This is a genomic window from Glycomyces amatae (genome assembly GCF_020991375.1).
GTDB classification, from domain to species: Bacteria; Actinomycetota; Actinomycetes; order Mycobacteriales; family Micromonosporaceae; genus Glycomyces; species Glycomyces amatae.
The window spans coordinates 290,929-309,818 of sequence record NZ_JAJLQZ010000006.1; the positions used below are offsets into that span (position 1 = coordinate 290,929).

Below are 18,890 nucleotides of genomic sequence, written 5' to 3' on the forward strand. Positions count from 1 at the left end.
CGGGTCCGACAGAAAACCGGCCTGGAAACCGAACGAGGACCCCGATTCACTCGATCGGGGTCCTCGTCGCGTGTCGCTGGGCCGGGCTAGTGGCCTTCGGCCGGCTCCTCGGGCTCGTAGTAGGAGCGCTCCTCTTCCTCGAGGTTCTGGCCGACGGGCAGCTCGGCCGGGATCGCCGTGCCGTCGGAGAACGTGAAGACGACCGAGACGGTCTCGCCGGGGAGCAGGTCCTCGCCGAGGCCCTCGATCAGGAGGTAGTCGCTGCCTTCGACGCCCTGGTCGAGGCGCTTGTGGTCGGAGGGGGCGATCGGGATGTCGAAGGTCGTCTGGCCTTCGAAGGCGGGGGCCTCGGAGGTCGCCTCCCCGGCGGGGGTGCTCGTCTCCTCGGCGCCTTCGGAGGACTCGGTGCCGTCCGCGGCCTCCTCGGAGGACTCGGCGTCGCCGGTGGTCGCCTCCCCGGACGGTGTGGCGGCCTCCTCGGAGGGGGTCTCCTCGGCCGCGGCGGCGCTCACGAAGGTGACGGTGCCCAGGCCCTCGTCGGCGTTGCCGTCCTCGTCGACGAGGTCGACGCCGACGAGGCTGACCGCCTCGGTGCCCTCGTTGGCGATCCACACCCGCAGGGCGGCGTCGCCGCCGGCGGCGTACCCCTCGGCCGAGTCGAACTCGACCTGGAGGTCGCGCAGCGCGAGGTCGCCCGCGTCGATGTTGACGCCCGCGATGGCGCTCTGCTTGGTGTCGGTCTGCGTCACCTGTCCGGTGCCGCAGGCGGACAGCGCGGTCGCGGCGGCTGCCGCGAGCGCGATGGCGGCCGCGCGGCGAACCGTGATCGCCGTGCTGATTCCCCTGACCACTGCTGGTCCTCCCCGAGTTCCGACAGGAATGCTGACGACAGCGTAGACGACGAGGACTCATCGCTTCCCTTGGCCGTGCGCGCGGTGGGCCCTGGATCTCATCCCGCGCCCCGAATGCGGCGACCGCCTTGGGGCCGAAGGGGACAGGGGAACGCCGGGGCGGTCCGGGCCGGTAGGCGGGCCGCGGGGTCGCGTCCGGACCGCGCGCGTCCGCGGCCTCCCGGGACGCGGGGAGGCGCCCGACACAGCGGAGCGATCCAGGCCTCATTCGACTCCTCCGGGCGCCGCCCGGAAGCCCAAGGTGCCGTAGAGTAATCAGTCACATACCAATTGACCAGGGAATTCGTGGCGATCCGCTGTCGGGGAAAACCCCGATGACGTGTTAGGCTAGACACAGCGAAAGGGGTTTCGATCCTATGGGTTTTAGTGTCGGCGAGACCGTTGTCTACCCCCACCACGGGGCCGCACTCGTTGAAGCTGTAGAGACTCGCGTCATCGGTGGTATCGAACAGGAATACCTCGTGCTGCGCGTCGAGCAGGGTGACCTCACGGTCAAGGTTCCAGCCAAGAACGTCGAGCTCGTCGGCGTCCGGGAAGTCGTCGGCGCCGAAGGCCTCGAAGAGGTCTTCGAGGTGCTCCGCGCCCCCCACACGGAGGAGCCCACCAACTGGTCGCGGCGGTACAAGGCCAACGTCGAGAAGCTCGCGTCGGGCTCGCCGCTGAAGATCGCCGAGGTCGTGCGCGACCTGTGGCGGCGCGACCGCGAACGGGGCCTCTCGGCCGGCGAGAAGCGCATGCTCTCCAAGGCCCGCGAGATCCTCACCGGCGAGATCGCCCTCGCCGAAGACTGCGTGAAGACCGAGGCCGACAACATCCTCGACAAGGTCCTGCTGTCGGAGGCCCCGGTCAAGTAACCGGCCCACCGCCAGCGAACCGCGACGTGCATCTCGACCACGATGGCGCCCGCCCCTCAGCGGGCGCGACGTTCCCGGTGCCCTTCGTCGTCGGCCACGGCAGCGACGTGCACCGCTTCGACGACGACCGGCCGTGCCGCCTCGCCTGCCTCGACTGGCCGGGCGTCGCGGGACTGGCCGGGCACTCCGACGGGGACGCGGCCGCCCACGCGGCCTGCGACGCCCTGCTCGCCGCCGCCGGCCTCGGCGACCTGGGCTCCAACTTCGGCACCAGCCGCCCCGAATGGGCCGGCGCCTCCGGGGCCGCGCTCCTGGGCGAGACCGCGCGCCGCGTCCGCGAGGCGGGATGGGCGGTGGGGAACGTGTCCGTGCAGGTCATCGGGAACCGCCCCAAGATCGGCCCGCGGCGGGCCGAGGCCGAGGCCGCCATGGCCGCGTGCGTCGGCGCACCCGTGCGGCTGTCGGCGACCACCACCGACGGCCTGGGCTTCACCGGACGCGGCGAGGGTCTGGCCGCGACCGCGGTAGCGTTGCTGTACCAGCCCTGATTCCCATCCGGGAGTAGATCCATGGACGCAGACCCCGCTCGTCGCACCGTCGCCGAGCACCTCCAGCGCGCCGAGCTCATGTTCCAGCTCGGCCAGGTGCCCGACGCGCGTGAAGAAGTCGACGCCGCCCTGCGCGTCGACCCCCTCGACCCCGACGCCAACGCCATGGCCGCCGCCTGCGCGGTGGCCGAGCAGGACCCCGACGAGGCCCTCGTCTACGCGGGGGCCGCGCTCGCGCACCAGCCCGAGCACCAGCGGGCGCTCATCATGCGCGGCTACGCGCTCGCCGACGCCGGGCGGCGGGAGGAGGCCCTCCAGGCCGCCGCCAGCATGCTCGAACTCGACCGCGGCTCCTGGCTCCACCACGTCCACTACGCGCTCATCACCCGCCGCGCCGGGGCGGGCCAGCCCGCGCTCGACGCCGCGTGGAACGCCGTGAACCTCGCCCCCGATCAGCCGCGCACCCACATGACGCTCGCCGCGATCGCCGAGAGCCTCGGCATGTCCGACCTGGCGAAACGCTCCCGCCAGGCCGCCGCCGACCTCTCCCCCGGCGGCGAGGCCGCCGACGGCGCGCCCGAGGGCGTCGGCGCGGACCTGCCGCCGCTGCCGCCCGAGGCGCAGCGCGCGCGCCGGCGCTGGGTCGACGCCGAGCGGGACGACCCGCACTGGCGCGAGAAGATCTACGGGCCCGGGCTCTTCTCCGGTGCGCTCGGCCGCTCGGTCCTGCTCGGCATCGCGGTCCTCTTCGCGATCCCCGCACTGCTCGGCTCCGAGATCGCCACCGGCACCAGGGTCTTCTTCGCCCTCATCGCCGCCGCCGCATGGGTGGCCTGGTTCACAGTTCTGCGCCGTCACCGTCGCCCTGAGTGACCTTTGGCGCGCGGCGCTCGTTAGTCCTTCACCACGACCGTCTGGAGGACGAACCAGTGACAACCTGCTGGGTTCCCGGGGCCGACGAGAGCCCTTACAACATCCACAATCTCCCGTTCGGGGTCTTCTCGACCGCCGAGGAGAACCTGCCGCGCATCGGCGTGCGCATCGGCGACCGGATCCTCGACATGCACAAGGCGGTCCTGTCGGGCGACTGCCAGACCTGCGCCGCCTGCACCGCCCTGCGCGACCCGGCGCTCAACCGGCTGCTGTCGCTCGGCAAGGAGGCCTGGAAGCAGGTCCGCGCCCAGGTCCAGGAGTGCCTGACCGAGCCGAGCCTCCAGGACGCCGCGTCCAACTGGCTCACGCCGCTCGGCGACGCGATCATGCACGCCCCGCTCCTGGTCACCGACTACGTCGACTTCACCATGCGCGCCCCCGGCGCCGAGCGGTTCTACCCGCGCGCCTCCAACGGCCGGGCCTCGACCCTCATCCCCTCCGGGATGGACGTCGTGCGCCCCGCCGGGCACCGCCGCGGCGAGGACGGGCAGCCGGTGTTCGGCCCCACCCGCGCCCTCGACATCGAGGCCGAGGTCGGGTTCCTCATCGGCGGCGAGTCCGCGCTCGGGCAGCCGGTCTCCCCCGACGCCTTCGAGGACTACGTGTTCGGCGCGGTCCTGCTCAACGACTGGACCGCCCGCGACTTCGCCGAGGTCGAGACCGACGGGCTCGGCCCGTTCGCGTCGAAGTCCTTCGCGACCTCCATGAGCGCGTGGGTCACGCCGATCGAGGCGCTGAACGCGGCCCGCACCGCCGCGCCCGCGCCGGGCCCCGACATGGCCTCGTACCTGAAGGAGTCCGACCGGTACGGCTACGACCTGCGGCTCAGCATCGAGGTCAACGGGGTGTCCGTGGCCGGCGCCGACTTCTCGGAGGCCTACTGGACCCCCGCGCAGCAGCTCGCGCAGCTCACCGCCGGCGGGGCGCTCCTGCGCCCGGGCCTGCTGTACGGCTCCGGGGAGGCCGTCACCGGCCAGTGGCGGCTCGAGAACGGCGACGCCGTGAAGGTCACCGCGACCGCCCCGGGCCCGCGCGGCACCACCATCGCCCTCGGCGAGGTCGAGACCCGCGTCCTCCCGTCGATCACCTGATCGGCCGGAGACAGAACGGCTGGTCCCGCGCGACGCGGGACCAGCCGGAGCGGGACGTCAGACCAGGACGGTCTTCGCGTTCGGGGCGAGCTGCGCGATCAGCTCCACCTCGACCGGGGCGCCCAGCGGGAGCTCGGCGACGCCCACCGCGCTGCGGGCGTGCGTCCCGGCCCCGCCGAAGACCTCCCCGAGCAGCTCGGAGGCGCCGTTGACCACCTTCGGCTGGCCGGTGAACCCGGGCGCCGAGGCCACGAAGCCGACGACCTTCACGATCTTGACCACCTGGTCGAGCGGGGCGATCGAGGCGACGGCCGCCAGCGCGTTCAACGCGCAGATCCGGGCGAGCTCGTAGCCCTGCTCCGGGTCGATCTCGGCGCCGACCTTCCCGGTCGCGGCCAGCGCGCCGTCGACCATCGGCAGCTGGCCCGAGGTGTACACGTGGTCGCCCGAGCGGACGGCGGGCTGGTAGGCGGCCACCGGCGGGACCACCGCCGGGAGGCGCAGGCCCAGGCGCGCCAGCGCCTTGTCCACATCGACCACCGCTACTGCTCCTTCTTGCGCTTGAAGTAGGCCACGAGCTGCTCCGAGCTCTGACCGGGCAGGACGGTCACCAGTTCCCAGCCGTCCTCACCGAACGTATCGAGGATCATCTTGGTGTTGTGGATCAGCAGCGGCGCCGTGAAGTACTCCCATTTCTCCATGGGCCCACAGTACGGCGTCTTGATTCGCCCACGGCGCACCGCTACGCTCAGAGTGCGTCGCCTCCCCACAGTGTTGTCGAACCACGGTGCCGAGCCGCAGGCCGCACCGGCGAACCAGGGAGTACCAGTGTCGTCACCAGACACCGCCGCCGCGCCGCCCGAGACCCCGGACGGCGCACCGCCCGAAGCGCGGCGGGAGGCGACCGGCCCGGCGGCGCCGCCGCACGGCCGCCGCCTCCGCCGCACCCCGCGACCGGGCCGGGGATGGGCCCTCCTCACCGCCGCCGCCGCGGTCCTGTTCTGCGTCGCGCTCGTACTGGGCGCGATGCGCCTGCACACCGACGTCGGCGAGATCACGGACACGCCCGAGCACACCGTGGACGCGTTCCTGGAGGCCCTGCTGGGGCAGCGGGACGCGTCGGCGGCCGCCGCGTGGCTGTGCGCCGACAAGGCCGACCGGGACCTGGGCGCGGCGGTCGCGAGCATGTCGTTCACCAGCGGGCCCGGTTCGCTCGCGTGGGGCGAGGTCACCGAGACCGGCCGCTCGGTGGGCGCGGCCACCGTCACCGCCGAGATCCGGATGGACGGCGGCGACGCGGCCTCGGCGCCGACCACGTGGGTGTTCTCGCTCGTGGCCGAGAAGGGCGACCCGCAGTGGCTCATATGCGGCATCGCCGCCGAATGACTACACTCCGATGAATGAGCGCCACCGCCCGCAACGCGTCGCGACTGCACATCGTCACCGGGAAGGGCGGCACGGGGAAGACCTCGGTCGCCGCCGCGCTGGCGCTGGCGCTGGCCGGCCCGGGCAGGCGGGTCCTCTTGGTCGAGGTCGAAGGGCGCCAAGGGATCGCGCCGCTGTTCGACGCGGCCTCGCTGGGTTACGAGGAGCGGCACCTGGCCGCCGGGCTCGACGGCGGAGAGGTCTTCGGGCAGTCGGTGGGCGCCGACGAGGCGCTCCTGGACTACCTGGCGATGTTCTACCGCCTGGGTTCGGCCGGGAAGGTCCTCCAGAAGACCGGCGCGATCGACTTCGCGACGACCATCGCGCCCGGCCTGCGGGACATCCTGCTGACCGGGAAGCTCAAGGAGGCGGTGTCGCGCACCGAGTCGGGGCGGATGGCCTACGACGCGGTGGTGCTGGACGCGCCACCGACCGGGCGGGTGGTGAAGTTCCTGAACGTGACCGTGGAGAGCGGGCGCCTGGCGAAGACCGGCCCGATCGGGAACCACTCGCGTTCGGTGGCGCGGATGCTGCACTCGTCGCTGACGGCCGTGCACCTCGTGACGACGCCGGCGGCGATGCCGGTGCAGGAGACCGCGGACGCGTACAGAGAGCTCATGGCGGCCGACCTGCCCGTGGGGCACGTGGTGCTGAACAAGGTCGCGGGGGCGAAGGCCGTGGAGGTCGCGGCCGAGGAGGTCGGGGCCGGGCTCGAGCGGGCCGGGCTGCACGCGGACGGGGCGCTCGTGGCAGGGCTGATGGAGGAGTACGCGTCGGCGCGGGCCGAGATCGAGTCGGTGGGCGCCTACCGGGAGCGGCTGGAGCGGCTGGGCCGCCCGGTCGCGGAGCTGCCGCTGCTGCCCGAGGGGGTGGACCTGTCGGGGCTGTACCAGCTCGCGCGGGTGCTGCGGCCCGGGGTCGCCGGTGGACGGCGCACGGGGAAGGGGGCCCCGGATGCGGCCTGAACTGGATCTGGACGCGCTCCTGGGCGACGGCGGCAAGCATGTGATCGCCTGCTGCGGTTCGGGCGGGGTCGGGAAGACCACGACGGCGGCGGCGCTGGCGCTGCGGGCGGCGGAGGCGCACGGGCGGCGCGCGGTGGTGCTGACGATCGACCCGGCCCGGCGCCTGGCGCAGTCGCTGGGCATGGAGGCGCTGGACAACACGCCGCGCCCGGTCGCGGGGGTGCGGGGCGGCTCGCTCGACGCGATGATGCTCGACATGAAGCGCACGTTCGACGAGGTCGTGGCCTCGCACACGACTCCGGAGCGGGCGGCGGAGATCTTCGCGAACCCGTTCTACCAGGCGGTGTCCTCGACGTTCTCGGGCACGCAGGAGTACATGGCGATGGAGAAGCTCGGGCAGTTGCGGGCGACCGGCCGGTGGGACCTGATCGTGCTGGACACCCCGCCGTCGCGGTCGGCCCTGGACTTCCTGGACGCCCCGGCGCGGTTGGCGCGGCTGCTGGACGGGCGGGTGATCCGGCTGCTGTCGGCCGCGACCCCGGGGTCGCGGCGCTCGATGCTCTCGCTCATGGGCGCGAGCGCGGCGGTGTTCACCCGGGTGTTCAACAAGGTCCTCGGCGGGCACCTGCTCACGGATGTGGCGGAGTTCACGGCGAGCCTGGAGGACACGTTCGGGGGCTTCCGCAAACGGGCGGAGGCGACGTTCCGGGCCCTGCAGGGTGACCAGACGTCGTTCCTGGTGATCGCGGCCCCCGAGCCGGCGGCGGTGGGCGAGGCGGTGTACTTCACGCGGCGGCTCACCGAGGAGCGGATGCCGCTGGACGGGATGATCCTCAACCGGCTCACGCCGGTCGCGGCCGACCTGTCCGCCGAGCGGGCGCTGGGGGCGGCGGCGGCCCTGGAGGAGGCGGACGCCGACGACCCGGTGGCGGCGGTGCTGCGGACGCACGCGGATCTCGCGCGCCGCCGGGCCGCGGAGGAGCGGGTGGCGGCGCGGTACGCGGCGGCCTGCCCGGCGGTGCCGCAGCGGTGGCTCCCGGCGCTGGGCGTGGAGGTCGTGGACCTCGATGACCTGCGCGCGTTCGGCGCCGCGGCCGCCGGCGGGTCGAGCCCCGTCGTCTGAGCCGGGGTCGGTTCGGTTCAGCAGGCGGCGGCTGGTCCGGCCCAGTTTGACCGGCTCGGCCGACCGAGTGGGCCCGAGCAGGCGCTGGGCTGGCCGGGTCGGTGCTGCTCGGCGGTTTCGGTGGGGTCGTTCGATCGGCGTTCGCCGGTGCGGGCGGCCGGGTTCGCTCGGCCGGTTGGTGTGTGTGGTGCGGGCGCACCGGCACCCAGCCGGTGCGCCCGCGATCTGCCTCGCGAGGCATGTGGCGCCTGCAGGAGCCGCGCGCGGATGCACCCGCGCGCGGTCTTCGGGGGCGGCTCCCGGGATACCCTCTGCTGCCGCCGGTCCCACAGGCACCGGTAGGCCGACCCGCACTTCCACCTGCACCACCGGCGGAACCGACCTCTTTTTTCCATCAACCATCACATGCGGGGCAAGGGTTGTCGACAGAAAGTTTCCGGCCTGTGGATAACTTGACGAGGGTTGATCATGTTGCCTGGTCGCATGGGGAAGAGTTATCCACAGGGGGACGACGACGCGCCCGGACGGCGTTGCCGTCTCGGGCGCGGTTGTCTGGCTTCGCCGCCGATGCGGCGGCTCGCCGGTCAGAAGTTGATGTCCACCGGTATGCGGCGCCGACCGCCCTTGCGGGCACTGCGCTGCTCCTCCTCCAGTGCGACCTCGAAGACCGCCCTCCAGGACCGGACGTCGGCGTGCCTGCGCAGCAGCGCCCTGCGTTCCCGTTCCGTCATGCCGCCCCACACGCCGAACTCGATGCGATTGTCGAGCGCGTCCGCGAGGCATTCGAGCCGAACCGGACAGCCGCGGCACACCTTCTTCGCGTTGTTCTGCTCTGCTCCTTGCACGAACAGGGCGTCAGGATCGCTTTCCTGACATAGCGCCTTGGTCGTCCAGTCGATCAGCAGTCCCATCCGCATGACCTCCCCGTGAGATCTTTCCCTTCATACCCCCCGACGACTACAGTCGAGTGATCTCTCGATCACACAACGTCGTCGTCAGAACGGACCCTACACCTCTTGTAAGGGTTTGACTACTCTCCGAGACGAAAATCGGACGCCGCGGGACGGCTTCACCCCTACGATTCAGCACGCGATGGCAGCTCGCGATAATAACGATTCCGATACGAGTGCAGCTCGGCACTGAGCCTGCGACGTATCAATGTCGGGCGCCGACCGCGAGTGCACTCCCATGTCGTCTTTTCATACATGGACATGGCAACTCCCGTGCTTCCCGACGTTCGTTCTAATCTGAGGCGGTGGAGACCTTGAAACGCGACCGGAGTCCCCTGGGCGGCGCCATAGCCTTGCTGATCTGCGGCGTCCTCGCCGGAGTCCTCGCGGCCGCGGCCGCCTTCCCGCTGGTCGGCCTCGCCGGAATGATGACCGAGAACAGCGTCGACTCCTTCGAGTCGCTGCCCACCGAGCTGACGCAGCCCACGCTGCCGCAGACGTCCTATGTGTACGCTTCAGATGGCGAGACGCTCATCACCTCCTTCTACGAGGAGAACCGCCGCGAGGTCACGCTCGACGAGGTGTCCCCCCTCATGATCGACGCGCTCCTGGCCGCCGAGGACTCGAAGTTCTACGAGCACAACGGGGTCGACTGGGCCGGGATCATCCGGGCCGCCGTGGCGAACCAGGGCGGCGACTCCCAGGGAGCGTCGACCCTCACCATGCAATTCGTTCGCAATACCCTGATCTACTCCGCTTCAACCATCGACGAGGTGATCGCCGCGTCGGAGGACACCTACGACCGCAAGCTGCGGGAGGCGCGGTACTCACTGGCCGTCGAGGAGTCCATGTCCAAAGAGGACATCCTTGAGGGCTACCTCAATGTGATCTACCTCGGCAACCAGGCCTACGGCGTCCACGCCGGGTCCTACACCTACTTCAACAAGCCCCCCGCCGACCTGACCCTGGCCGAGGCCGCCACCCTCGCCTCCCTCCCGAAGTTCCCCTCCTACGCCGACGGCCTCCTCGACGGCGAGGGCGACGACTCGAAGATCGTCGAGCGCCGCGACTGGGTCCTCGACCGCATGGCCGGCCTCGGCACCATCACCCAGGACGAGGCCGACGAGGCCAAGGAGCAGCCCCTCGGACTGAACCCGCGCGCCCAGCGCAGCGAATGCGTCGACGTCGCCACCGCCAACTGGGGCTTCTTCTGCGACTACTTCAAGGAGTGGTGGGGCAACCAGGAGGCCTTCGGCGCCGACGAGCGCGAGCGCCTGAGCCTGCTCAAGCGCGGCGGCTTCAAGATCGTCACCAGCCTCGACCCCGAGCTCCAGGACAAGGCCTCCGAGAAGCTCGCCGACCGCGTCGACGTCGACGACCCCGCCACCCTCGGGTCGGTGACCATCACCCCCGGCACCGGGCACATCCGGGCCATGGCCGTCAACCGCGTCTACTCGCTCGACCAGTCCGACAACGGGCCCCGGACCGACGGCAAGGACGAGCCCTCCAACTACCCCAACACGACCGTGCCCCTGCTCAGCGGCAACGACGAACTCGCCGGGTACCCGGCCGGCTCGACGTTCAAGATGTTCACCATGCTCGCGGCACTCGACGAGGGCTGGCCGCTGGAGACGCGCATCCCCTCCCCCGCGCGCTACACCTCCCACTACATGGCCGTGCCCGGCGAGGGGGACACCGCCTACTGCGGGTCGACGAACGCCGACGGCGAGAAGGCCTGGTGCCCTTCCAACGACGGCAACTGGTCCGCAGGGCCGATGAACATGTGGGGCATGTTCGGGCGCTCCTCGAACACCGCGTTCGTGCAGCTCCAGGAACTCGTCGGCACCAGCAAGGCCTACGAGGCCGCCGTGGCCGCCGGGATCGACTTCCACCCCGACAGCGCGGTGGAGCAGAACAAGGAGCGGGGCACGCTCGACGACTACGGCACCTTCACCCTCGGGTTCGACGCCACGACCCCGCTGGAGATGGCCGAGGCCTACGCCACGGTCGCCGCGGGCGGCAAGCACTGCGAGCCGCTCCCGGCCCTCCAGGTCGTCAACGCCGAGGGCGAGGAGTGGACCGACGTCACCGAGCCCGTCTGCGACCAGGCCTTCCCCGAGGAGGTCGCGAACGCGGCCGTCAGCGCCGGGCGCTGCGTCGTCGGCCAGAGCGCCGAGGGCACCCAGTGTTCGGGCAACACCGCCGCGTCCTACGCGAGCGATTTCGGCCGCCCGCTGTTCGGCAAGACCGGCACCGCCGACTCCAACCGCTCCTACTGGTTCATCGCCTCGACCCCGAACGCCACCACCGCCACGTTCGTCGGGGACACCGACGCGACCTACCGGTCGAACGTCGCCACCAACGACCTCAAGGACGCGGTGAAGGCGTCCGGCATCTCCATCCTCAAGTCGGCCGTGAAGGACCTGGAGGAGGAGGGCTGGAGCAAGCCGACGAGCGACATGGTCAACGGCAAGAACCTCGTGTCGATCCCCTCCATCGGCTGCATGGACCCCGACGAGGCGCGCTCCCGGGTCGCCAACGCGGGCTTCGAGGCCTCGATCGCGCCCGGTCGCTTCGACTCCGACTGCGAAGAGGGACAAGCGTTCTCGACTTCGGTGACCGGCTCGGCCCCCAGCGGCAGCCCGGTCTACATCCTCGTGTCGAACGGCTCGGGCCACAAGGACGACGAGGAGAAGGACGAAGAGGACGAGACGCCCGCGGGACCGGGCGGCGACGACTGAACCGGGCCGCCGCCCGTCCCACAGCGGGCGGCGGCCGACTCCGCATGAGACGGGTGGGGCCCGCGCCGATCGGCGCGGGCCCCACCCGTTCTCCTTGCCGCGGTGTGCGTTCGGTGCCGCCGCCCCGGGGTGTCGGGAAAGGCGGTGCGCGGGTTTCCGCAGTCGTACTGGGTCAGGTCCTAAGGGACGGTCGGCATGACGGCCGTGGCGCGGTCGGTGGGCGCGTGGGGGGAGTCGTCGTGGAGGTGGTTGCCCTCGCGCAGGCGCCCGTCGCGGATGGTGACCGCCCGCTGCGCGCGCTCGGCCACGTCGTGGTCGTGGGTGATCATGAGGATCGTCAGCCCCGCGGCGTGCAGCTCGTCGATCGTCGCCAGGACCGCGTCGGCCGTCTGCGAGTCCAGGTTGCCGGTGGGCTCGTCGCACAGCAGCAGGCTCGGCTCCGCCGCGAGGGCCCTGGCGATCGCCACCCGCTGGCGCTCGCCGCCCGAGAGCGTCGTCGGCAGCGCGTCCAGGCGGTGGCCGAGGCCGACGAGTTCGAGCTTCTCGCGGGCGACCTGGCGCCGCTTGCGGCGCGGGACCCCCTGGTACACCAGGGACATCGCGACGTTCTCCGTCGCGGTCCGGTGCGCCATCAGGTGGAAGGCCTGGAAGATGAAGCCGATCTTGTCGGCCCGCAGCTGGGTCCGCCTGGCCTCCTTCATCTTCGAGGTGTCGTGCCCGTCGAGCCAGTAGGTGCCCTCGGTGGGGGCGTCCAGGAGTCCCAGGAGGTTCAGCAGGGTCGACTTGCCCGAGCCCGAGGGGCCCACGATCGCCACGTACTCGCCGTCCTCGACGCGCAGCGCCACCGGTTTGAGGGCCTCCACCGGCGGCGGGCCCGGGTAGGTCATGCCCACGCCGTCGAGCTCGATCAGGGCGTGCTTGACGTCCTCGACGCGCGCGAACACCGCGGTGTCGTCCCGGGCGCCGCCGTCGGTCACGGCCGGCAGGATGATGGTGGCGTCGTCATCGGTCACGTCTCCAAGACGCCCGAGACGCCGCCCGGGGTTGCACGGCGGCCCGCGGCGCGGCCCGGGTTCAGAGCGAGAAGTCGGCCAGGACGGGCCGGTGGTCGGAGGCGGTCGCGCCCATGACCTCCGAGCCGGTGGCGTCGAGGCCGCGGTACAGGACCTGGTCGATCCGGGCCATGGGGGTGTCGGCGGGCCAGGTGAACCCGAAGCCCTTCCCGGCCGAGGCGTGCGCGGACTCGAGCTGGTAGGTGATGGGGGCGAGGGACCGGTCCTGGACGGTCCCGTTGAGGTCGCCGGCGAGGACGACCCGGTCGAGCCGCTCGTCGGCGATGGCCTCGCCGAGGAGCCGGGCGGTCTCGTTGCGCTGCTCGGAGGTGAAGCCCTCGGTGTTGACCCGCACCGACAGGAGGTGGGCGACGTAGAAGGCGACCGGTTCGCCCTCGATGTCGACCTCGGCGCGGAAGGCGCGGGCCCAGCCGAGGTTGAGGTCGACCTCGTTCGAGGCGGCCACCGGGTAGGACGACCAGAGGGCGACGGTGCCGTAGGCGACCGAGTACTCGTACCGGTCGGCCAGGGCCTCGTCCCAGGCGGCGCGCTGCTCCTCGGTGATCTCGACGAGGACGATCACGTCGGGGTCGGAGTCGAGGAGGGACGCGGCGGTGGCCTCGGTGTCGGCGTTCTCGGCGTTGACGTTGTGGGCGACGACGCGGAAGTCGCCGTCGCCGACGTGCTTGTCGGGGATGAGCCCGGCGTACATCTGGAACCACACCAGGGCGGGCAGGAGCGAGCAGGCGATCGCCAGCGGGCGGCGGCGGATCGCGGCGAGGACCACCAGGACCGGGACGGCCAAGCCGAACCAGGGCAGGAACGTCTCGATGAGGCTGCCGAGGTTGAGCCAGCGGTTGGGGATGAACCGGTGGAGCAGCAGGATCGCGGCCAGCAGGAGCGAGCAGGCGATGACGGCTGCGCTGAAGACCTTCGCGCCCATGGAGGATCGACTCACCCGAGGCCCGTCCTTCTCGTCCCGGCGGCGCTCGCGCGCCCGCTCGCCCTGTCGTGGTGTCTCCGTCGGGGTTCGGGACGTGCCGGCGTTCCGGATCCGCGGTCCCGACAGCGTAGCCGCAGCCCGCCAGAGACGGCGAACGCCGGGTCCGATGTCGAACCCGGCGTTGGCCTTCACTGGCGGTGGCGGTGGGATTTGAACCCACGGTTGAGGGTTACCCAACACTCGCTTTCGAGGCGAGCTCCTTCGGCCGCTCGGACACGCCACCGCGGAGAAGGTTACCGGATCGCCGCGGCGGGGCCGCAACCGGGATCGGGCGATTCACCTCACAGCCGGGCGCCGCAGATTCATGGGATGTTTATGAGAGGCTGGCGTCATGACTGCGCACATCGCCGCCGAGCCGGGCGACATCGCCGACAGCGTCCTCCTCCCGGGGGACCCCCTGCGCGCGAAGTGGATCGCCGAGACCTTCCTCGAGGACGCCACCTGCTACACCGAGGTCCGGAACATGTTCGGCTTCACCGGCACCTACAAGGGGAAGCGCGTGTCGGTCCAGGGCACCGGCATGGGGCAGCCGTCGGCGTCGATCTACACGCACGAGCTGCTGGAGGTGTACGGCGTCACCACGGTGGTGCGGGTCGGCTCGGCGGGGGCGATCCACGATCGGATAGAGCTGCGGGACGTGGTCGCGGGGATCGGCGCCTCCACGAACTCCTCGATGAACCGCATCCGCTTCAACGGCGTGGTCGACTACGCCCCGGTCGCGGACTTCGGCCTGCTCCGCGCCTCGGTGGACGCCGCGGCCGCGCGCGGGATCGACCTGCACGTGGGCCAGCTGTACTCCTCGGACACGTTCTACACCGACGCGCCCGAGGTCGAGGCGAAGCTCGCCGACTACGGCATCCTCGCGATCGAGATGGAGGCCGCGGCGATCTACACCCTCGCGGCGAAGTTCAAGGCCCGCGCCCTGGCGCTGTGCACGATCTCCGACCACATCCTCAAGGGCACCGCGCTGCCCGCGGCCGACCGCCAGGAGTCGTTCGCGGAGATGTGCGAGATCGCCCTGGACGCCGTTACCGCCTGAACCGCACCGTCCGGCCCGGCTCCTCGAGCCGGGCCGCCGCGCTACCCGGCCTCGGTCGGGGCCGCGAGGACGGCGGCGAGCGCGGCCTCCAGGTAGGGGCCGAGCGTGGCCGCGTACGTGTTGGTCAGGTGGGCGTCGTCGCGGTAGACCAGGACGTTGCCGACCACGGGCGGGCAGGACTCGGCCTCGCAGATGTAGTCGGTGAGGTCGATCTTGGCGACCCCGTCAGGGACCGCCAGGGACGCGAACGCGTCCTCCTCGAAGTAGTCGCCGCGGTCGACCGCGCACTCGGGCGACGCGGGTCCGTGCAGGTCGACGCACATGGGGACGTCGAAGCGCGGGCTGGGCGTGTCGCGCACGACCGCGACCTGCGCGCCGGTGGCGAGCAGCTGCTCGTAGCGGTCGGTGTAGTCCGGGAAGGTCTCGTAGGCCTCGTACCCGACGCGGGAGCCGTAGGTGAAGACCAGGTCGGGCCGCATGGCCCCGATCTCGGCGACGACGGCGTCGTTCCAGGCCGCGCAGGAGGTGTAGCGCTCCTCGCCGAGGGCCTCCTGGCCGGTCTCGATGATGCACGCGTTCTTGATGTACGTGACCACGTGCCAGTCGCGGGACTCGGCGGCGGCGAGCACGGCCGGGAGCCAGTGCCAGATCTTGGAGCCGCCGTACATGACGACGGTGGCGGTCGACTCGGATTCGGGGGCCCCGAAGTCGCAGCGGATCGGCTCGTAGCCGTTCATGGACTGGTTGCACTCGTCGGACAGGGCCGGGTCGCGGTCGTCGGCGGCGTCGAGCGTGGACGGCGCGAAGTCGGCCTCGGCGACGTCGAGGCCCTCGGCGAGGGCCGCGGCGCCGGGGTAGCGGTCGGTGTCGGCGGCGGCGTCGGCCAGGCGCGCGCGCTCGTAGGAGATGTACCCGCTCAGGGCGGCGCAGGCGGCGAGGACCAGGGCGACGCAGGCGGCGCCGAGGGCGAAGGCGCCGCGCGCGGTGCGCTGGCCCAGGCCCGTGGCGGGCAGGCCGACCTCGACGGTCCGGTTGGTGAGGAACGCGAGGACCGCTGACGCGGCGAGGATGCCGAGGCCGCCGGGGAGCGTGGCGGTGTCGCGTCCGGTGGCGGTGAGGTAGCAGATGAGGACCGGCCAGTGCCACAGGTAGAGGGTGTAGGAGAGGACGCCGAGGCGCTGGAGGGGCCAGGTGTTGAGCAGGCGCCCGGCGCCGGTGCCGGGGGCCGCGGTGGCGGCGAGGATGACGGCGCACGCGCCCGCGACCGGCGCGAGGGCGGCCCAGCCGGGGAAGGCCGTGGACTCGAGGAAGGCCCCGGCGAAGACGAGGACGCCGACCCCGGCCCAGCCGAGGACCGCGGGGGCGGGGCCGCGCAGGCGCCGCGTCCAGCCCCTGGAGGCCGGGCGCAGGGCCAGCGCGAGGAGGCCGCCGGCGGCGAACTGCCACAGTCGCGCGCGGGTGTCGAAGTAGGCGAAGGCCTGGTTGGTCGCGGTCTCCCACAGCGCGAACGCGAAGGACGCGGCGAGGAGGAGGGCGAGGACGGCCGCGACGGCCCGCATGGGGGGCAGGCCGGCGCGGCGGGCGGCCCACAGGACGGCGCCGACGAGGACCGGCCACAGGACGTAGAACTGGGCCTGGACGCCGAGGGACCAGTAGTGCTGGACGATGCTCGCGCCGTTGTTGGAGGAGAGGTAGTCGACCGAGTGGGCGGCGAGGTTCCAGTTGCCGTAGTAGAGCGCGGAGGCGAGGATGTCGCCGAGCTGCTGGTTCCAGGTGGCGCGCGGCAGCCACAGGACGACCATGAGGACGGTGGCGGCGGCGACGATGAGGGCGGGCGGGAAGATGCGGCGGACGATGCGGGCGGCGTAGGCGAGGTGGCCGAGGCCGCGGCCGGCGTCGGCCGAGCGCAGGAACCCGGCGGTGATGAAGAAGCCGGACATGAGCAGGAAGATGTCGACGCCGCCGGAGACGCGGTCGAACCAGATGTGGTAGACGGCGATGACGGCGATGGCGAGGCCGCGGAGGCCGTCGATCTCGCGCAGGCGCGGGGGCCGGGCGGGCGCGGCGGCGGGGGGCGCGGTGTCGGCCGAGGTGGCGGTGGCGCTCATGGGTCTCCGGAGGCGGTGGGGAGGTGCGTCCACGCGGGGTGGCGGTGAGGCGACTCCGAGCCTAGCCGCGGCGGGTCGCGGGGAGGCGAGGGCCGGGCGTGTTTCGGGGGCGGCGGCTGCGGCCGGCGGCGCGGTGGCCGCTTTCCTGCGCCGAAGGCGCCCGGGAAGCGGCCGCCGCGGCGAGGGAAGGCGACTTCGCCGGAAAGGTGAAGGGCGCGTCCGGGGCGAATGGGGCATTGGCGGGCCCCCGGGCTCAAGGGTGCCTCGCGGGTGCGACAAGTCCGGCGGAGCCGGGTCGGTGGCGAAAAGGTGAGCGGCGGTTCCGGGGCGAATCGGACATTGGCGGGCCCCCGGTTCCAAGGGTGCCCTGCGGGTGCGACATATCAGCAGGAGCGGTCCGGTCGGGAAAGGTAAGCGGCGATTCCCGGATGAATCGGGCGTTCGCAAGCGCCCTCGGTTCGAGCGCGCCCCGGGGGTGCGACATGGTTTCGCGGGTGGATCGACGGGCCTGGGCGAAGCGTTGACACCAGGGGTTCCCACATGCCAGGATTGCAGTGCCTTAACGATCGTTAAGGGACTGGATCGTCGTGGAGGAGCGGTTCCGTGGACTTCAGCGGGCACTACCCGGCCGAACGCGCGCGGATCGAGCGCGGCGGGGCCGAGAAGTACCACCAGGCCGCCGCCGCGGCGGGCAAGTACCACGCCCGCGAGCGCATCAGGCGCCTGTGCGACCCCGACTCCTTCCGCGAGGACGCCCTCTGGGCCAACCCCGACCCGAGCCTGCCCGCCGACGGCGTCGTGGTCGGCACCGCCACCGTCCAGGGCCGCCCGATCCGCCTGGTCGCCAACGACTCCACCGTCAAGGCCGGGTCCTGGGGCGCGCGCACCGTCGAGAAGATCATCCGCACCGTCGAGGCGGCCCAGCTCGAGCAGCACCCCATCGTCTACCTCGTCGACTCCGCCGGGGCCCGCATCACCGACCAGGTCCAGCTGTTCCCCGGCCGCCGCGGCGCCGGCCGGATCTTCCACGAGCAGGTCCGCGCCTCCGGCCGCGTCCCCCAGGCGTGCGCGCTCTTCGGGCCCTCCGCCGCCGGCGGCGCCTACATCCCCGCGTTCTGCGACATCGTCGCCATGGTCGACGGCAACGCCTCCATGTACCTCGGCAGCCCGCGCATGGTCGAGATGGTCACCGGCGAGAAGACCACCCTGGAGGACATGGGCGGCGCGCGCGTCCACTGCGAGCAGTCCGGCGTCGGGCACTTTCTGTGCCGCAACGAGGACGAGGCCATCGCCGACGTGCGCCGCTGGCTCTCCTACCTGCCGTCGAACTGGACGCAGCCCGCGCCGGTGCGCGCGGCCCGGCCGCCGATGCCAGTGGACCTCGCATCGGTCGTCCCCGAGAGCGAGTCGGCCCCGTTCGACATGCACCGCTTCCTCGACGGCCTGGTCGACCAGGGCTCGGTCCTGGAGGTGCAGGCCCGCTGGGCCGGGGAGCTGATGACCGCGTTCGCGCGCCTGGACGGGCGCCCGGTCGGCGTCGTCGCCAACAACTCGGCGGTGCGCGGCGGGGTCCTGTTCTCCGACTCCGCCGACAAGGCCGCCCGGTTCGTGAACACGTGCGACGCGTTCAACGTGCCGCTGCTGTTCCTCGCCGACGTCCCCGGCTTCATGGTCGGCTCGGCCGTCGAGCACGCCGGGATCATCCGCCACGGCGCCAAGATGATCGCCGCCGTCGCCGAGGCCACCGTCCCCAAGCTGTGCGTCGTCGTCCGCAAGGCCTACGGCGCCGGGCTGTACGCGATGGCCGGCCCCGCCTTCGGGTCCGACGCCGTGCTGGCCCTGCCGACCGCCCGGATCGCCGTCATGGGCGCCGAGGCGGCCGTCAACGCCGTGTACGCCAACAAGATCGCCGCGATCGAGGACCCCGGGGCGCGCGAGCGCTTCGTCGCCGACCGCCGCGCCGAATACGAAGCCGACGTCGACCTGCGAAGGCTCGCAGGGGAACTCGTCGTCGACGACATCCTCGCCCCCGAGGAGCTCCGCGATGACCTCATCGCCCGTTACCGCCGGCTGACCCACAAGGACCGCCGGTTCTCCGACCGCAGGCACCCGATCACACCGGTGTGAACGCGGCCCGCACATCAGAG

General features: G+C 72.0%; 17 protein-coding genes and 1 tRNA gene. 10 read left to right on the forward strand and 8 right to left on the reverse strand.

Translation table 11 applies throughout. The features are described from left to right. Positions 1-86: 86 nt before the first annotated feature. A complete protein-coding gene (locus tag LO763_RS12420; RefSeq protein WP_230602491.1) occupies positions 87-851 on the reverse strand; it encodes a copper chaperone PCu(A)C in 765 nt (254 codons plus the stop codon). A gap of 416 nt (positions 852-1,267) precedes the next feature. Between LO763_RS12420 and LO763_RS12425 the strand changes: the two genes are divergently transcribed. From LO763_RS12425 to LO763_RS12440, 4 genes are all read left to right on the forward strand, one after another. Next, a complete protein-coding gene (locus tag LO763_RS12425; RefSeq protein WP_091037357.1) occupies positions 1,268-1,765 on the forward strand; it encodes a CarD family transcriptional regulator in 498 nt (165 codons plus the stop codon). Positions 1,766-1,842: 77 nt separating this feature from the next. Continuing rightward, positions 1,843-2,313 (forward strand): 2-C-methyl-D-erythritol 2,4-cyclodiphosphate synthase, encoded by a 471-nt coding sequence (gene ispF / locus LO763_RS12430; RefSeq protein WP_369431977.1) that lies wholly within the window; start codon positions 1,843-1,845, stop codon positions 2,311-2,313. A 21-nt stretch (positions 2,314-2,334) separates the two neighbouring features. Next, positions 2,335-3,186, forward strand: coding sequence for a tetratricopeptide repeat protein (locus LO763_RS12435; protein WP_230602495.1), 852 nt, complete (start codon positions 2,335-2,337; stop codon positions 3,184-3,186). Between the two features lie 56 nt (positions 3,187-3,242). Continuing rightward, positions 3,243-4,337 carry a fumarylacetoacetate hydrolase family protein gene (locus tag LO763_RS12440; protein ID WP_230602497.1) on the forward strand — a complete coding sequence of 365 codons (1,095 nt, stop codon included), beginning with the start codon at positions 3,243-3,245 and terminating at the stop codon, positions 4,335-4,337. Between the two features lie 57 nt (positions 4,338-4,394). Here the strand turns inward: LO763_RS12440 and LO763_RS12445 are convergent, their stop codons facing one another. Continuing rightward, positions 4,395-4,877 carry a RidA family protein gene (locus LO763_RS12445; RefSeq protein WP_230602499.1) on the reverse strand — a complete coding sequence of 161 codons (483 nt, stop codon included), beginning with the start codon at positions 4,875-4,877 and terminating at the stop codon, positions 4,395-4,397. Between the two features lie 2 nt (positions 4,878-4,879). Beyond that, a complete protein-coding gene (gene sp36, locus LO763_RS12450) occupies positions 4,880-5,038 on the reverse strand; it encodes a Sp36 family protein (RefSeq protein WP_166659633.1) in 159 nt (52 codons plus the stop codon). Positions 5,039-5,165: 127 nt separating this feature from the next. Between sp36 and LO763_RS12455 the strand changes: the two genes are divergently transcribed. From LO763_RS12455 to LO763_RS12465, 3 genes are read left to right on the forward strand one after another with little or no spacing between them, the layout of a single operon-like run. After that, positions 5,166-5,723: a hypothetical protein gene (locus LO763_RS12455; protein ID WP_230602501.1), complete on the forward strand. Its 558-nt coding sequence runs from the start codon at positions 5,166-5,168 to the stop codon at positions 5,721-5,723. Between the two features lie 14 nt (positions 5,724-5,737). Then, complete coding sequence (locus LO763_RS12460; RefSeq protein ID WP_230602503.1) at positions 5,738-6,727, forward strand: ArsA-related P-loop ATPase; 990 nt, start codon at positions 5,738-5,740, stop codon at positions 6,725-6,727. Continuing rightward, positions 6,717-7,850, forward strand: a complete 1,134-nt coding sequence (locus tag LO763_RS12465; protein ID WP_230602505.1) for an ArsA family ATPase — start codon at positions 6,717-6,719, stop codon at positions 7,848-7,850. The genes LO763_RS12460 and LO763_RS12465 overlap by 11 nt, the downstream gene beginning before the upstream one ends. Positions 7,851-8,434: 584 nt before the next feature. On the opposite strand, the gene LO763_RS12470 is transcribed toward LO763_RS12465, so the two are convergent. Then, positions 8,435-8,761 (reverse strand): WhiB family transcriptional regulator, encoded by a 327-nt coding sequence (locus LO763_RS12470; protein WP_230602507.1) that lies wholly within the window; start codon positions 8,759-8,761, stop codon positions 8,435-8,437. A gap of 344 nt (positions 8,762-9,105) precedes the next feature. On the opposite strand from LO763_RS12470, the gene LO763_RS12475 reads away from it, so the two are divergent. Beyond that, the gene (locus LO763_RS12475; protein ID WP_230602509.1) at positions 9,106-11,541 is read left to right on the forward strand and encodes a transglycosylase domain-containing protein; all 2,436 of its coding nucleotides are present in this window, start codon (positions 9,106-9,108) and stop codon (positions 11,539-11,541) included. Between the two features lie 179 nt (positions 11,542-11,720). Here LO763_RS12475 and LO763_RS12480 read toward each other — a convergent pair whose 3' ends face one another. The 3 genes from LO763_RS12480 to LO763_RS12490 all read right to left on the reverse strand — a co-directional run bounded on the left by LO763_RS12480 (position 11,721) and on the right by LO763_RS12490 (position 13,819). Then, a complete protein-coding gene (locus tag LO763_RS12480; protein ID WP_255672333.1) occupies positions 11,721-12,428 on the reverse strand; it encodes an ABC transporter ATP-binding protein in 708 nt (235 codons plus the stop codon). A 187-nt stretch (positions 12,429-12,615) separates the two neighbouring features. Next, positions 12,616-13,551 carry an endonuclease/exonuclease/phosphatase family protein gene (locus tag LO763_RS12485; protein WP_230602513.1) on the reverse strand — a complete coding sequence of 312 codons (936 nt, stop codon included), beginning with the start codon at positions 13,549-13,551 and terminating at the stop codon, positions 12,616-12,618. A 177-nt stretch (positions 13,552-13,728) separates the two neighbouring features. Next, positions 13,729-13,819, reverse strand: a tRNA-Ser gene (locus LO763_RS12490). A 108-nt stretch (positions 13,820-13,927) separates the two neighbouring features. On the opposite strand from LO763_RS12490, the gene deoD reads away from it, so the two are divergent. Continuing rightward, entirely contained in the window at positions 13,928-14,635 is a 708-nt protein-coding gene (gene deoD / locus LO763_RS12495) for a purine-nucleoside phosphorylase (protein WP_230602515.1), read from the forward strand. A gap of 41 nt (positions 14,636-14,676) precedes the next feature. Here deoD and LO763_RS12500 read toward each other — a convergent pair whose 3' ends face one another. After that, positions 14,677-16,743, reverse strand: a complete 2,067-nt coding sequence (locus LO763_RS12500; protein ID WP_230602517.1) for an acyltransferase family protein — start codon at positions 16,741-16,743, stop codon at positions 14,677-14,679. Positions 16,744-17,346: 603 nt separating this feature from the next. On the opposite strand from LO763_RS12500, the gene LO763_RS12505 reads away from it, so the two are divergent. After that, positions 17,347-18,870, forward strand: coding sequence for an acyl-CoA carboxylase subunit beta (locus LO763_RS12505; RefSeq protein ID WP_230602519.1), 1,524 nt, complete (start codon positions 17,347-17,349; stop codon positions 18,868-18,870). Positions 18,871-18,890 lie beyond the last annotated feature (20 nt).

Excerpts from the sequence above, each read along its gene's own strand:
- LO763_RS12425 (WP_091037357.1), top strand. The coding sequence starts at position 1,268 with ATGGGTTTTAGTGTCGGCGAGACCGTTGTCTACCCCCACCACGGGGCC.
- LO763_RS12435 (WP_230602495.1), top strand. The coding sequence starts at position 2,335 with ATGGACGCAGACCCCGCTCGTCGCACCGTCGCCGAGCACCTCCAGCGC.
- sp36 (WP_166659633.1), bottom strand. The coding sequence starts at position 5,038 with ATGGAGAAATGGGAGTACTTCACGGCGCCGCTGCTGATCCACAACACC.
- LO763_RS12460 (WP_230602503.1), top strand. The coding sequence starts at position 5,738 with ATGAGCGCCACCGCCCGCAACGCGTCGCGACTGCACATCGTCACCGGG.
- LO763_RS12465 (WP_230602505.1), top strand. The coding sequence starts at position 6,717 with ATGCGGCCTGAACTGGATCTGGACGCGCTCCTGGGCGACGGCGGCAAG.
- LO763_RS12470 (WP_230602507.1), bottom strand. The coding sequence starts at position 8,761 with ATGGGACTGCTGATCGACTGGACGACCAAGGCGCTATGTCAGGAAAGC.
- LO763_RS12480 (WP_255672333.1), bottom strand. The coding sequence starts at position 12,428 with ATGACCTACCCGGGCCCGCCGCCGGTGGAGGCCCTCAAACCGGTGGCG.
- deoD (WP_230602515.1), top strand. The coding sequence starts at position 13,928 with ATGACTGCGCACATCGCCGCCGAGCCGGGCGACATCGCCGACAGCGTC.
- LO763_RS12500 (WP_230602517.1), bottom strand. The coding sequence starts at position 16,743 with ATGAGCGCCACCGCCACCTCGGCCGACACCGCGCCCCCCGCCGCCGCG.